Annotated in this window: 12 protein-coding genes; 2 read left to right on the forward strand and 10 right to left on the reverse strand. The window is 72.5% G+C overall.

What is annotated here, in order from left to right; translation table 11 throughout:
• Positions 1-9 precede the first annotated feature (9 nt).
• From AC0VY3_RS30420 to pdxR, 3 genes are all read right to left on the reverse strand, one after another.
• The gene (locus tag AC0VY3_RS30420) at positions 10-1,197 is read right to left on the reverse strand and encodes a glutathionylspermidine synthase family protein (RefSeq protein WP_103509720.1); all 1,188 of its coding nucleotides are present in this window, start codon (positions 1,195-1,197) and stop codon (positions 10-12) included.
• Between the two features lie 6 nt (positions 1,198-1,203).
• Complete coding sequence (locus AC0VY3_RS30425; RefSeq protein WP_242741436.1) at positions 1,204-1,509, reverse strand: hypothetical protein; 306 nt, start codon at positions 1,507-1,509, stop codon at positions 1,204-1,206.
• A 111-nt stretch (positions 1,510-1,620) separates the two neighbouring features.
• Positions 1,621-3,021, reverse strand: a complete 1,401-nt coding sequence (pdxR, locus tag AC0VY3_RS30430; protein WP_475551057.1) for a MocR-like pyridoxine biosynthesis transcription factor PdxR — start codon at positions 3,019-3,021, stop codon at positions 1,621-1,623.
• A gap of 47 nt (positions 3,022-3,068) precedes the next feature.
• Here pdxR and AC0VY3_RS30435 point away from each other — a divergent pair, with 47 nt between their 5' ends.
• Complete coding sequence (locus AC0VY3_RS30435; protein ID WP_103508177.1) at positions 3,069-3,584, forward strand: carboxymuconolactone decarboxylase family protein; 516 nt, start codon at positions 3,069-3,071, stop codon at positions 3,582-3,584.
• A gap of 82 nt (positions 3,585-3,666) precedes the next feature.
• Here AC0VY3_RS30435 and AC0VY3_RS30440 read toward each other — a convergent pair whose 3' ends face one another.
• The 4 genes from AC0VY3_RS30440 to AC0VY3_RS30455 form a co-directional block, all read right to left on the reverse strand.
• On the reverse strand, positions 3,667-4,656 hold the full coding sequence (locus AC0VY3_RS30440) for a malate dehydrogenase (RefSeq protein ID WP_475551058.1): 990 nt from the start codon (positions 4,654-4,656) through the stop codon (positions 3,667-3,669).
• A 301-nt stretch (positions 4,657-4,957) separates the two neighbouring features.
• On the reverse strand, positions 4,958-6,169 hold the full coding sequence (locus tag AC0VY3_RS30445) for an XRE family transcriptional regulator (RefSeq protein ID WP_475551059.1): 1,212 nt from the start codon (positions 6,167-6,169) through the stop codon (positions 4,958-4,960).
• A 516-nt stretch (positions 6,170-6,685) separates the two neighbouring features.
• Positions 6,686-7,306: a DUF3017 domain-containing protein gene (locus AC0VY3_RS30450; protein ID WP_475551060.1), complete on the reverse strand. Its 621-nt coding sequence runs from the start codon at positions 7,304-7,306 to the stop codon at positions 6,686-6,688.
• A 24-nt stretch (positions 7,307-7,330) separates the two neighbouring features.
• A complete protein-coding gene (locus tag AC0VY3_RS30455; protein ID WP_475551061.1) occupies positions 7,331-8,212 on the reverse strand; it encodes a bifunctional methylenetetrahydrofolate dehydrogenase/methenyltetrahydrofolate cyclohydrolase in 882 nt (293 codons plus the stop codon).
• Between the two features lie 220 nt (positions 8,213-8,432).
• Here AC0VY3_RS30455 and AC0VY3_RS30460 point away from each other — a divergent pair, with 220 nt between their 5' ends.
• The gene (locus AC0VY3_RS30460) at positions 8,433-9,056 is read left to right on the forward strand and encodes an RDD family protein (protein WP_103509501.1); all 624 of its coding nucleotides are present in this window, start codon (positions 8,433-8,435) and stop codon (positions 9,054-9,056) included.
• Between the two features lie 72 nt (positions 9,057-9,128).
• On the opposite strand, the gene AC0VY3_RS30465 is transcribed toward AC0VY3_RS30460, so the two are convergent.
• The 3 genes from AC0VY3_RS30465 to purN all read right to left on the reverse strand — a co-directional run bounded on the left by AC0VY3_RS30465 (position 9,129) and on the right by purN (position 13,003).
• Positions 9,129-10,658 carry a DUF2079 domain-containing protein gene (locus AC0VY3_RS30465; protein WP_475551062.1) on the reverse strand — a complete coding sequence of 510 codons (1,530 nt, stop codon included), beginning with the start codon at positions 10,656-10,658 and terminating at the stop codon, positions 9,129-9,131.
• Between the two features lie 148 nt (positions 10,659-10,806).
• The gene (gene purH / locus AC0VY3_RS30470) at positions 10,807-12,360 is read right to left on the reverse strand and encodes a bifunctional phosphoribosylaminoimidazolecarboxamide formyltransferase/IMP cyclohydrolase (protein WP_475551063.1); all 1,554 of its coding nucleotides are present in this window, start codon (positions 12,358-12,360) and stop codon (positions 10,807-10,809) included.
• Complete coding sequence (gene purN / locus AC0VY3_RS30475; protein ID WP_242741444.1) at positions 12,347-13,003, reverse strand: phosphoribosylglycinamide formyltransferase; 657 nt, start codon at positions 13,001-13,003, stop codon at positions 12,347-12,349. Before purN ends, purH begins: the two co-directional genes overlap by 14 nt.
• Positions 13,004-13,109 lie beyond the last annotated feature (106 nt).

The following is a 13,109-nucleotide window of genomic DNA, read 5'->3' on the forward strand; positions in this document are numbered from 1 at the left end:
CCGGATGGTTCAGAGGATGACGTGGGGCAGGAAGCGGGCGTACTCGTCCGTGACCGGCCCCGCCGACTCCCGGATGCCGAGCCCCGCCGCCTCGTCCTCGACGATCCACGCGCCGAGCACCACCCGGTTGCCGTCGATGTCCGGCAGCGGGGCCAACTCCTGGTAGCAGCACGGCTCGTCGCGCAGGACGGGCGGGGAGCCGGGGCCGTGCAGATCGACCCCGGCGCCCTCGCGGCCGAGCAGCGGCTTGGAGACGTACCCCGCGCCTCCCGGTCCGGCCAGCTCGCGCGGGCCGTCGAGGTGGGCGGGGAGCAGGTTCGGGTGGCCGGGGTGGAGCTCCCAGAGGATCGCGAGGAGCGCCTTGTTGGAGAGCAGCATCTTCCAGGCGGGCTCGATCCAGCAGGTGGTGCCGGAGCCGCCGCCGTTGTCGAGGGTGTCCAGCACCTGCGGTCCGAAGCGGTCGGTGGCCAGCCACTCCCAGGGGTAGAGCTTGAAGCAGCTGCGGATGAAGCGGAGCCGGTCGTCCACGAACCGCCCGGACAGCCGGTCCCAGCCGATCTCCTCGACGGAGAGCGCCTCGGTGTCGATCCCGGCCTGCTGGGCGGTCTCCCGCAGGTACGCGACCGTCATCAGGTCCTCGCCCGCCTCGTCGCCGTCGGAGTGCACGAAGTGCAGCGGCCCGGGCGGCAGGAGAGGCGCCTGCCGTTTCCAGGCGTCCACCAGCCGCTCATGCAGGGAGTTCCACTGGTCGGCGCCGGGGAAGCGGTCCTCCATCCAGAACCACTGCGCACTCGCGGCCTCCACCAGCGAGGTCGGGGTGTCGGCGTTGTACTCCAGCATCTTCGCCGGGCCGCTCCCGTCGTACCGCAGGTCGAACCGCCCGTACACGGAGGGCAGTTCGGTGCGGCGGTGCCAGGACTCGGCGACCAGCGCGGCCAGCCGCGGGTCGGTGATGCCGAGGTCGGCGAAGCGGTTCTGCTCGACGATGTGCGCGGCTGCGGCCAGGCACATCGTGTGCAGTTCCTCGACCACCTCCTCCAGGGCCTCGACCTCGGGCAGCGAGAAGACGTAGTAGGCGCTCTCGTCCCAGTACGGGCGCAGCGAGTCGTCCGGGTAGCGCGTGAGCGGGTAGACGACGCCCTGCGACTCGACGATCTCCTGCCAGCCGGGGCGCGGCTCGGTCGTACGGCGCTCCATCTCCGCTCAGCCCCCGCCGGACGTGGAGCAGCCGAAGCCGCCGCGGTCGACCGCGGACTTGTCGAAGCTGCCGCCCTGCACCTTGCCGTCGTAGCTGCTGGTGCTGCCACCGTAGTAGTACGAGCCCCGGCCGCCGCCGGAACCGCCCGAGCCGCCGCTGCCGCCCCGGCACTCGTAACTGGGCAGGGTCTCGCGGGTGGTCCGGTCGGCGCAGCGCCGGTCCGGCTCCGAGCCGCAGGATGTGATCGTCAGGGCGAGCAGCCCCATGCCGCCGAGCACGACCGTGCTCGACCTCAGCCTTCGTCCGGACATATGCGGTTCTCCCCCGTGGTACGCGATCGGATCCGGCCGCCTTCTTCCTGTTCCGCCACCGGACCTCTTGTCAGATTAGTTAACCGGGGGGCGGGTTCGGAAGCCGCCTGCTTACGGCAGCACCCGGCACAGGGCGTCCAGCGCGCCCGCCCAGGCGCTCTCGGACGGTGAGCCGTAGCCGATCACCAGGGCGTCGCGGGCGGCCGGGGCGTCCGGGTGCCGGTAGCGCGCGAGGCCGTCCAGCGCCAGGCCCTGGAACGCCGCCGCCTGGATCACCGAACGCTCGGCGCCCGCCGGGAGTTCGAGGACCGCGTGCAGCCCGGCCGCGATCCCGCTGACCTCGATGCCCGGCGCGCGCTCCGCGAGCGCCGCGACGAGCTGGTCGCGGCGGCGGCGGTAGCGCAGCCGCATGGAGCGCACATGCCGGTCGTACGCCCCCGAGGCGATGAACTCCGCGAGGGTCAGCTGGTCGGGCGAGCCGGACATCCACTCGGACACGCCCTTCGCCGCCACCACCTCCCCCACCAGGCTCCGGGGCAGCACCATCCAGCCCAGCCGCAGCGCCGGGGCCAGCGACTTGCTGGCGGTGCCGAGATGGACGACCCGCTCCGGGTCGAGGCCCTGGAGCGCGCCGACCGGCTGACGGTCGTACCGGAACTCCCCGTCGTAGTCGTCCTCCAGGATCAGCCCCCCGGTGGACCGGGCCCAGTCGACGGCGGCGGCCCGCCGGTCCGGGTGCAGCGGTACGCCGGTGGGGAACTGGTGCGCCGGGGTCAGCAGCACCGCTCCCGCGCCGCGCATCGCGGCCAGCTCACCGGTGCGCGACCCGTGCTCGTCCTGCGGCAGGCACGGGGTGCGCAGCCCGGCCTCGGTGAGGAGGTCTCTATGCAGGTCGAGGCCGTACGACTCGACGGCGACGTCCCGGATCCGGCGGCTGCGCAGCACCCGGCCCAGCAGCGACAGCCCGTGCGCGAAGCCGGAGCAGATCACGATGCGCTCCGGGTCGGCGTACACCCCGCGCGCCCGCGCCAGATACTCGGCCAGCACCGTGCGCAGTTCGACGCGGCCGTGCGGATCGCCGTAGCCGAAGGCCTCGTCGGGGGCGGCGGTGAGCGCCTTGCGGGCGGCCCTGAGCCAGGCGGTGCGCGGAAAGGCCGACAGGTCAGGCGAGCCGGGCTTCAGGTTGTACCCGGCTCCGGACCGCGCCGGCCTGGCGGGGGCCGCCGCCGGGGCCGTCCGGCGCGGCGCGGACCGCCGCGCGACCCGGGTGCCCGAGCCCTGGCGGGCGGTGAGCCAGCCCTCGGCGACCAGTTCGGCGTAGGCGTCGGCGACCGTGTTGCGGGCGACGCCCAGGTCGGCGGCGAGCACCCGGGAGGACGGCAGCCGGGTGCCGGGCGTCAGCCGGCCGGTGCGCACCGCCTCCCGCAGCGCCTCCATCAGCCCGCTGCGGAGCCCCTGGCCGACCGGTTCCAGATGCAGGTCCGCGCCGAAAGTGGCCCAGGAATCCGTCATGGCAATGGACCATACCGGGGTGCCATCGGGACCGTAGCGTCGTCCTCATGACCTCGACGCACGCACACCACCACGCCCCCGCCGACCTCGCCCCCGAGCACCCGGCCCGGATCTCCGTCTCCCAGCTCCTCCCCGACGTCTACAAGGCGATGATCCGGCTCGACATCGCCGCCCGGAAGGGCCTGGACCCGGTCCTGGTGGAGCTGGTGAAGATCCGGGCCTCGCAGCTCAACCGGTGCGCGTTCTGCCTGGACATGCACAGCAAGGACGCGCTCGCGGCGGGCGAGTCCGCCGAGCGGATCGTGCAGCTCAGCGCCTGGGAGGAGTCGCAGCACTTCTACACCGAGAAGGAGCTGGCGGCGCTCGCTCTGACCGAGGCGGTCACCGTCCTGACCGACGGCTTCGTCCCGGACGAGGTGTACGCGAAGGCCGCCGAGCACTTCGAGGAGACCGAGCTGGCCCAGTTGATCGCGGCCATCACCGTGATCAACGCCTGGAACCGCTTCGGCGTCACCGGCCGGCTGGCCCCGGGCCACTACACGCCCGGCGACCACAAGAGCTGACCCCGCCCGCGCGGAGACCGGACGCCGGACGCCCCCGGCAGCTCAGGCTGCCGGGGGCGTCCGGTGTGGTGCGGGGTGCGGATCAGATGAGGCCGAGCTCGCGGACCGCGTCGCGCTCCTCGGTGAGCTCCTTGACCGACGCGTCGATGCGCGCACGGGAGAACTCGTTGATGTCCAGGCCCTGGACGATCTCGTACTTCCCGTCCTTCGTGGTGACCGGGAAGGAGGAGATGATGCCCTCGGGGACACCGTAGGAGCCGTCCGACGGGATACCCATCGAGGTCCAGTCGCCGGCGGCGGTGCCGTTGACCCAGGTGTGCACGTGGTCGATGGCGGCGTTGGCGGCCGAGGCGGCGGAGGACGCGCCACGGGCCTCGATGATCGCGGCGCCGCGCTTGGCGACGGTCGGGATGAAGGTGTCGGCCAGCCACACCTCGTCGCTGACGACCTCGGCGGCGTTCTTGCCGGCGATCTCCGCGTGGAAGATGTCCGGGTACTGGGTGGCCGAGTGGTTGCCCCAGATCGTCAGCTTCTTGATGTCGGAGACGGCGGCGCCGGTCTTGGCGGCCAGCTGCGAGATCGCGCGGTTGTGGTCCAGGCGGGTCATCGCGGTGAAGCGCTCGGCCGGTACGTCCGGGGCGGCGGCCTGCGCGATGAGCGCGTTGGTGTTGGCCGGGTTGCCGACGACGAGGACCTTGATGTCGTCCGCGGCGTGGTCGTTGATGGCCTTGCCCTGCGGCTTGAAGATGCCGCCGTTGGCGGCGAGCAGGTCGCCGCGCTCCATGCCCTTGGTACGCGGGCGGGCGCCGACGAGCAGGGCGACGTTCGCACCGGCGAAGCCGACGTTCGGGTCGTCGGTGATCTCGATGCCGCGCAGCAGCGGGAAGGCGCAGTCGTCGAGCTCCATGGCGGTGCCCTCGGCGGCCTTGAGGCCCTGCGGGATCTCCAGGAGGCGCAGGTTGACCGGCACGTCCGGGCCGAGCAGGTGGCCGGAGGCGATGCGGAAGAGCAGCGCGTAGCCGATCTGGCCGGCTGCGCCGGTCACGGTGACATTCACGGGAGTGCGGGTCATGGCGGTCTCCGTTTAGACAGCTGGCGGTGGGGGTCCCGGCCCCCAGGGCCTGCCGTCAAAATGCCGCCTGCCGGGCGACGACGGCAGTTTGACGACAGGCCCTGGTGCAGGACCCTGGTGCTGGACACCTCTTCCGCCCGGCCCGGCCTGACGACCAATCTTGACGTGAAGAGATATCCAGCGGTCAGGCTATCGGACCCGGCCGGGCCGGACCGCCCGGCCCCCTGTGGCACCGCACACAACCGGTCACGCACCGCACGCGCGGGCGATGCGTGCGACCGTGCGGCGGCCCGGGCCCGTGTCACTCGCCCGGGCCGGTGCACCCCTTCGTGCCGGAGGTGAGCGTCGCGCAGGCCTTCGCGTCGGACGCCTTCTTCACCGCGACCATCGGGGTGTACGCGTCGGTGTCCCCCATGACCTCGCCGTTCTGGGGATCCGCGGCCCCGGTGATCTGCACGGTGTCGCCGATCGCCGCCTCGGTGAGACGGGCCCAGGCGGCGGAGCAGACCTTGCTGTAGCGGACCTCGACCTTGCTGCCGCCGACCACGGCGCTGGCCACCGTACGGGCGAACTCGCCGCCGCAGCCCATCGCCTCGGGGTCCTGCCCCGTGCAGTCGGCACCGCTGCACTCGACGCCCACGGGCAGCTCGGGAGCGGCCGTGGTGGGGGCCGCCGACGGGGGCGGGGTGGCCTTGGCGGCCTCGTCGCCGCCCGGGGCGAGCAGCACCGCGCCGACCACGACGATCAGAGCGCCGACGGCTCCGACGGCGAGCATGGCGCCCTTCCGGCGGCCGCCGGGCGCCTTGCCCGGTCCGGTGCCGCCCCGATTCCGGCCGGAGCCTCCGTCGCCGTTCTCCGCCGTGTTCCGCTCCGGTCGCCGCCCGGCCTGCGGCCCGCCGTCGTACGGCCGGTCCTGGTGGCGGGCGGGGTGCGGGGCGGTGCCGCGCTGGGTGGGGACGGTGAGCCGGCGCGTGTCGTCGTCGCCGGGCACGTAGGCCCCGCTGCCGTACGGGTCCTTGCCGTAGGCGTCGCGGGGCGGGGCGTCCGTACCGGCCGGGCCCCCCGCTGCGGGAACCCGCGCGCCGGATCCGGACGCGCTGTGCCGGCCCCCGGTGGAGGACCGGCCGGACCGGCCGCCTCCGGGAGCGTCGGGGGCGCCGGAAGCCGTCGGGCCCAGCTCGCCGAGCGCGGCCCGGGCCTGCGTGATGCGGATGGCCTCCATCGTCATGTCGTGACGCATCTCGGCCCGGCTCCAGGCCCGCTCCGCCAGCTCCCACATGGTCGTGAGGTGGTGCTGCGGGGTGCCTGTCACCTCGGCGAGCGCCACGACGGCCCCGCGCGGGGCGAGCAGCCGCCCGTTGAGATACCGCTCCCAGGACGTCTTGCTGTAACCCGTGCGGTCGGCCACCGCGTTGATGTTCAGTCCGCTGCGGTCGACGAGCCGGCGCAGCTGGCTGGCGAACTCCCTGATCTGCGGGTCGAGCTCTTCGGGCAGTGCCTTCCAACGAGGCATCGCGTTTCCCCCCTCATGTCCCCCGGACGTGCTTGCTGTACCCCGCTGCGCCGGGTCCCCCGACCCGCGCCCCCCGGTCCGTCCGCTGTCCGTCCGTTCCGGACCGTCAACCGGACTACCCACGAGGATGCGCGGGACCAGGGTGTCAGTTCCTGACGAGGGGGCGCACGGGAGCATTCGGGACGGGGTACGCATCTTTACGCGCCCCGATCACTGTTCCGGCCACTGCTCTGCCTGCTTGCTCCGTGCCGCTCTGTGTGCCGTGACAGTCTGCCATCGTTGCGCGGCGATCACACCGTGCCGGAATGGTCACTTCCGTGCCACAGGCCACAGTGAGCGCTTGTTCCGGCCTTTCATGTCCATGACGCTGGAGTCCGGACGGGGCAAGGCCTCCCCTCTCGCCGCATACCGGGGCTTCTTGCCCGGTGGCCCCGTTCCGCCGTGGTGTCCGTCCCCCCTCGGGGGTGGGGACGGGCACCACGGTCCGGCGCTCCGGGCCGATCCGCCGGACATGCCCTAGCGGATCGTGAAGCGGACCGCGTCCTCCAGGATCGGGACGTCCAGCCACGGCTCGGGCTGGGCGACCAGCGCGAGCAGCACGATCAGCGTGCCCATCAGCCCGTACGTGACCAGGTCGGTGAACCGGGAACGTACGGCCAGCATCCCGACCGACGGCACCACCCAGCGCAGCACGGCACCGCCGATCAGCGCGCCGCCGATCAGGATGGTGCCGACGCGGAACGCCTGGTCGAACGGGTCCAGGACCACGATCAGCAGGCCGAGGCCCGCCGCGCAGAGCACGGTGAGCAGGGGCCACTGCCGGGCCGGGGCGGGCGCGTCGCCGGACGCCGCCCGGCCGCCGCCCTCGGGGCGGGCGGTGTCCCGGGTGAACCGGGGGAACCGCCGCGACCGGCGGGGCCGCCCGGCGACCACGGCGTCGGCCGTGGCGGCCTTGCCCGCGGTCCCGTCGGCGGCCGCATCCGTGACCGTGGCCCTGCCCGAAGCCTCGTCCGTGGCCGGGTCCGACGCTCCGGAACCGGCGGATCCGCCGGCCCCGCCCTGCCCGTCCGGTTCGCCCGGCCCGTCCGCCGCCCGGTCGGCGGGGGCCGGGTCGGCCGGACTCGTACCAGCACCCATGGGGTTCCCTCCGGATCCGGGCGGTCAGCCCGCGGCGGCGGCGTCGGCGGCCTCGGACGCGGCCCGCTCGGCCGCCTCGACCACGTTGACCAGCAGCTGTGCACGGGTCATCGGGCCGACGCCACCGGGGTTCGGGGCGACCCAGGCGGCCACCTCGCGGACCCCCGGGTGCACATCGCCGACGATCTTGCCGTCCGCGTCCCGGCTGACGCCGACGTCGAGCACGGCCGCGCCCGGCTTGACGTCCTCCGGCCTGATCAGGTGCTGCACCCCGGCGGCGGCGACGATGATGTCGGCCTGGCGCAGGTGCGAGGAGAGGTCCCGGGTGCCGGTGTGGCACTGGGTCACCGTGGCGTTCTCCGTCTTACGGGTCAGCAGCAGCGGGATCGACCGGCCGATGGTGACACCGCGTCCGACGACCACGACGTGCGCCCCGTTGATCTCCACGCCGTGCGCACGCAGCAGCTGGACGACACCCTGCGGGGTGCAGGGCAGCGGGCCGGTCTCGTTGAGGACGAGACGGCCGAGGCTCATCGGGTGCAGCCCGTCGGCGTCCTTCGCCGGGTCCATCAGCTCCAGGACCCGGTTGGTGTCGATGCCCTTGGGCAGCGGCAGCTGGACGATGTAACCGGTGCACTCGGGGTTGGCGTTGAGCTCCCGGACGACGTCCTCGATCTCCTCCTGCGTGGCGGTGTCGGGAAGTTCGCGCTGGATGGAGCCGATGCCGACCTGGGCGCAGTCACGGTGCTTGCCGTTGACGTACCACCGGCTGCCCGGGTCGTCCCCGACGAGCAGGGTTCCGAGGCCGGGAGTGATCCCCTGGGCCTTGAGGGCCGCCACACGGACGGTCAGATCGGATTTGATCGCGGCAGCGGTGGCCTTGCCATCGAGAATCTGGGCAGTCATGGGCCCATCCTCGCGGATGACCCCGCCCGCATACCAATTGCCGGTGCCACCCCCGTACCGGAGATTGCACTTGCACAACGTCCGGGGCCCCTGACTGGACAAACGCGGGTTCCGCTCATAACGATGAAGGCCGCGGTTGTACGGGGGGCGGGCCGCTGATCGATGTCCTTCCTCCGTGTGGCCATCTCGTCCCCACACGTCTGTTGAAGGAACACCCCTTATGAGCTTCGGCGACCCGAACAACCCGTACGGGCAGCAGCCCGGCCAGCCGCCCCAGGGCCAGCCGCAGGGGCAGCCCGGCTACGGCTACCCGCAGCAGGCTCCGCAGGGCGTCCCGCAGCAGGGCTACGGCTACCCCCAGCAGCCCGGCCAGCCGTACGGGGCCTACCCGCAGCAGCCGGGTTACGGCGGCCAGCAGCCCGGCTACGGCGGCGGCATGCCGGAGCTGGCCCACTGGGGTCTGCGGGCGGGCGGGCTGCTCATCGACGGCCTCGTCGTCGGTGTCCCCTACCTCCTCCTCGGCGGCATCGGCGGCGCCATGGGCGACTCCGGGGGTGCGGTCTTCGCCCTGCTCGGCTTCGTGGCGCTGATCGGTCTCGCCATCTGGCAGCTGTACCAGGAGGGCACCACCGGCCAGACGATCGGCAAGAAGGCCGTGGGCATCCGCCTGCTGCGCGAGGCCGACGGCCGTCCGCTGGGCTTCGGCATGGCCTTCGTGCGCCGGCTGGCCCACTTCCTGGACAGCCTCGCATGCTACATCGGCTGGCTGTGGCCGCTCTGGGACGAGAAGAAGCAGACGTTCGCGGACAAGGTCTGCTCGTCCGTGGTCGTCAAGGCCAACTGACCCGCCGCAGCACCCCGTACGGACGAAGGCCGCACCCGGTTGCCGGGTGCGGCCTTCGTCCGTACCCGGCGTTCAGTCCTTGCGGACGCCCGGGATGTCTTCCGGTTCCGGCGTCGTGCGCTCCATCACCACGAAGCTGCCGCCCCGGTGCTTGAGCCGGTAGCGCGCCTCCGGGTGCAGCTGCTCGGCGTACGCCACCGGGTCCTGGATCGGGCGGGACCAGCCGAAGTCCAGGTTGATGGCGACGATGTCGGGTGCGGTGCCCGGGGCTCCGCCGACCCAGTAGACGGTGCGGTCGGAGGTGAGGTGGGCCATCAGCGTGATGTCCGTCTCGACCCGCGACCCGGCCGGGATGGCGTCCAGCGCCGCCCGGGCCGCCTGGCTGCGGGCGTCGTCGGTGCGGTAGGTCTCCGGGCGCAGCAGATCGCGCAGCGGCAGATGCTGGGTCATCGCGACGGCGATCGCGGCCGCGACGGGTACGGCGACCTTCGCGTACGAGGCGAGCCAGGGCCGCCGCGAGTCGCGGCTGCGGCGGACGCCGTCGGCCAGCGCGAGGAAGAGCACCGGCATGAGGATCGCGCTGTAGTGCCAGACCATGCCCCAGTGGTTGCTGTCCTGCGAGAGCAGCCGCCAGCCGAGCGTGGGGACGATCAGCAGCGTCAGCGGTGAACGCAGCGCCATGAACGCGGTGATGCCGATGAGGAAGACCAGCATCTCGATCTTGACGGAGGAGTTGAGGACGCCGAGGACGGAGTCCAGCATCGAGACGTCCTGCTCGCCGTTCTTGTCGATCTTCTGCCAGTAGTCGTACGTCCCCGCGCTGCTGGCCGCCGGGATGAGGACCATGAGGGTGACCACGAAGGCCGCGACCCCGAAGGCGGCGAGCAGCGCGCCCTGGAGGCGGCGGCCGTACACGAAGAGCAGGAAGCCGACGACGGCGACGGTCGCGCCGAGGTCCTCCTTGACCAGGACCAGCGGGAGCGACCACAGGAGCGCGGCCGTGTACCGCTTCAGGAGCAGCGCCCGGCAGACGAGGGCCAGCAGCGGCACGGCGAAGGCGATCTCGTGGAAGTCGGCCTTCACCGCTTCCTGGATGCCCCAGGAGAGCCCGTACGCGACGGTGACGCAGAGCCCGGAGCGTCCGCCGAGGAGCTGCTGCGTGGTGCGGCCGACGATGACCGCGCCCAGCGCGAACAGCGCGGCCTGGGCGAAGAGCAGGGCCTCGGCCGACGGCCAGAGCCAGTAGAGCGGGGCCAGCAGCGCCACGATCGGGGAGAAGTGGTCGCCGAGGATCAGATAGCCGGGGCCCTTGATGTCGACGACCGGCGCGTCGAACCCGGCGTACGCCCTGACTTCCTGCTCGAAGATCCCGAGGTCCCAGGAGGGCGAGCCGAAGCGGCTGTACTGGAAGTACGAGTAGAGGAAGTAGAGCGCGCACAGGACGGCGCCGGCGATGAGGTACGGGCGCAGGGGTACGCGTTCGGCGGCGGTGTCGCCCGTACGCGGCGCCTCGTCGGCCGGACGGGCGTCCGGCCCCGGCCCCTGGGCGGGCAGGCGGCCCGGTCCCGGCCGGTCCGTTCCACTCTTGTTCAGCTCAAGCACGGTGACTGCCCCCGCTAGGGATTTCCACGGCCGTTCATCGGATACGGCCGTGTCATTAGAACAGAGCGGCGAGCGCGTTCCGTACGACGGACACGGCGGCGGCCGCACCCCGGGGTCGGGGTGCGGCCGCCGGTGAACGCGGGTCCGGTCAGTGGAAGAAGTGGCGCGTGCCCGTGAGGTACATGGTCACGCCCGCCTTCTTCGCGGCCTCGGCCACCAGCTCGTCGCGGACGGATCCGCCGGGCTGGACGACGGCCTTGACACCGGCGGCCGTGAGGATCTCCAGGCCGTCGGGGAAGGGGAAGAAGGCGTCGGACGCGGCGTACGAACCGGCCGCCCGCTCCGCGCCCGCCCGCTCGACGGCGAGCTTCGCGGAGTCGACGCGGTTGACCTGGCCCATGCCGACGCCGACCGAGGCGCCGTCCTTGGCGAGCAGGATCGCGTTGGACTTGACCGCGCGGCAGGCCTTCCAGGCGAAGGCCAGCTCCTTCAGCTCGGCCTCGGAGAGCGCCTCGCCGGTGGCGAGCGTCCAGTTGGCCGGGTCGTCGCCGTCGGCCTGGAGGCGGTCGGCGACCTGGAGCAGCGCACCGCCGTCGATCGGCTTGACCTCGAACGCGGCGGCCGGGGCGTCGGGGGCGCGCAGCACGCGGATGTTCTTCTTGCGGGCCAGCACCTCGACGGCGCCGTCCTCGTAGGCCGGGGCGACGATGACCTCGGTGAAGATCTCCGCGACCTGCTCGGCCAGCTCGACGGTCACCGGGCGGTTGACGGCGATGACGCCGCCGAACGCGGAGAGCGGGTCGCAGGCGTGCGCGTTGCGGTGCGCGGTCGCGACGTCGTCGGCGATGGCGATGCCGCACGGGTTGGCGTGCTTGATGATCGCGACGCAGGGCTCGGCGTGATCGTAGGCGGCGCGGCGGGCGGCGTCGGTGTCCGTGTAGTTGTTGTAGGACATCTCCTTGCCGTGCAGCTGCTCGGCCTCGGCGAGGCCGCCGTCGCCGGAGGTGTAGAGCGCGGCGGGCTGGTGCGGGTTCTCGCCGTAGCGCAGGACGTTCTTGCGGGCGAAGGTGTCGCCCAGGAACTCCGGGAGGCCCGAGTCGTCGGCGGCCGCGTAGTCGTCGGCGAACCAGGAGGCGACGGCCACGTCGTAGGCGGCGGTGTGCTGGAAGGCCTCGGCGGCGAGCCGCTTGCGGGCGGTGAGGTCGAAGCCGCCGCCCTTGACGGCGGCGAGGACGTCGGCGTACCGCTCGGGGCTGGTGACGACGGCCACGGACGGGTGGTTCTTGGCGGCGGCGCGGACCATCGAGGGGCCGCCGATGTCGATCTGCTCGACGCACTCGTCGTCGGAGGCGCCCGAGGCGACGGTCTCCTTGAACGGGTAGAGGTTCACCACGACCAGGTCGAAGGGCTCGACGCCCAGCTCGGCGAGCTGCTCGCGGTGGGCGTCCAGGCGGAGGTCGGCGAGGATGCCGGCGTGGACGCGGGGGTGCAGCGTCTTGACGCGGCCGTCCAGGCATTCGGGGAAGCCGGTGAGCTCCTCGACCTTGGTGACCGGCACTCCGGCGGCGGCGATCCGCCCGGCGGTGGAGCCGGTGGAGACGAGTTCGACGCCCGCCTCGTGCAGACCGCGGGCGAGGTCTTCGAGCCCCGTCTTGTCGTAGACACTGACCAGGGCGCGGCGGATGGGCTTATTCACCGACATGACCGAGATGAACCTTTCGTCCCTCAATGCGACAGCCGTCACGGGCGATCCGCCCCACGGCCTCGACGAGCAGTGAGCGCTCGACTTCCTTGATGCGTTCGTGGAGAGCGGCTTCGCCCTCCGGGGTGTCCTCCTCGGTCACCTCGACCACGCCCTGCGCGATGATCGGACCGGTGTCGACGCCGTCGTCGACGAAGTGGACGGTGCACCCGGTGACCTTCACGCCGTACGCGAGCGCGTCACGGACTCCGTGGGCACCGGGAAAGCTGGGCAGCAGGGCGGGATGGGTGTTGATGAACCGGCCGCCGAACGCGGCGAGGAACGCCGGGCCGACGATCTTCATGAAACCGGCGGAGACGACGAGGTCCGGGCGGTGCTCCGCGACGGCGGCGGCGAGCGCCGCGTCCCACTCCGCCCGCGTCGCGTGGTCCTTGACCTTGCACACGAACGTGGGGATTCCGGCCCGCTCGGCACGCTCCAGGCCGCCCGCCCTGTCGCGGTCCGCGCCGACCGCGACGATCCGCGCCCCGTACCCCTCGGGGTCGTCGCCGATGGCGTCGAGGAGCGCCTGAAGATTCGTACCTGATCCGGAGACCAGCACGACCAGCCGGGCGGGAACGGCGGAGGAAGGCGGGGAGGCCACGTCGGGGCCCTTTCTCACGTGATGGCCGCACGGGTGACGCGGGTGCGGCATGCTCGATGCGCTCTTTGTAGGGTCGTACGAAAGTATCGCTTCGCCCGATACGGGG

The organism is Streptomyces sp. iso_384 (assembly GCF_056172905.1).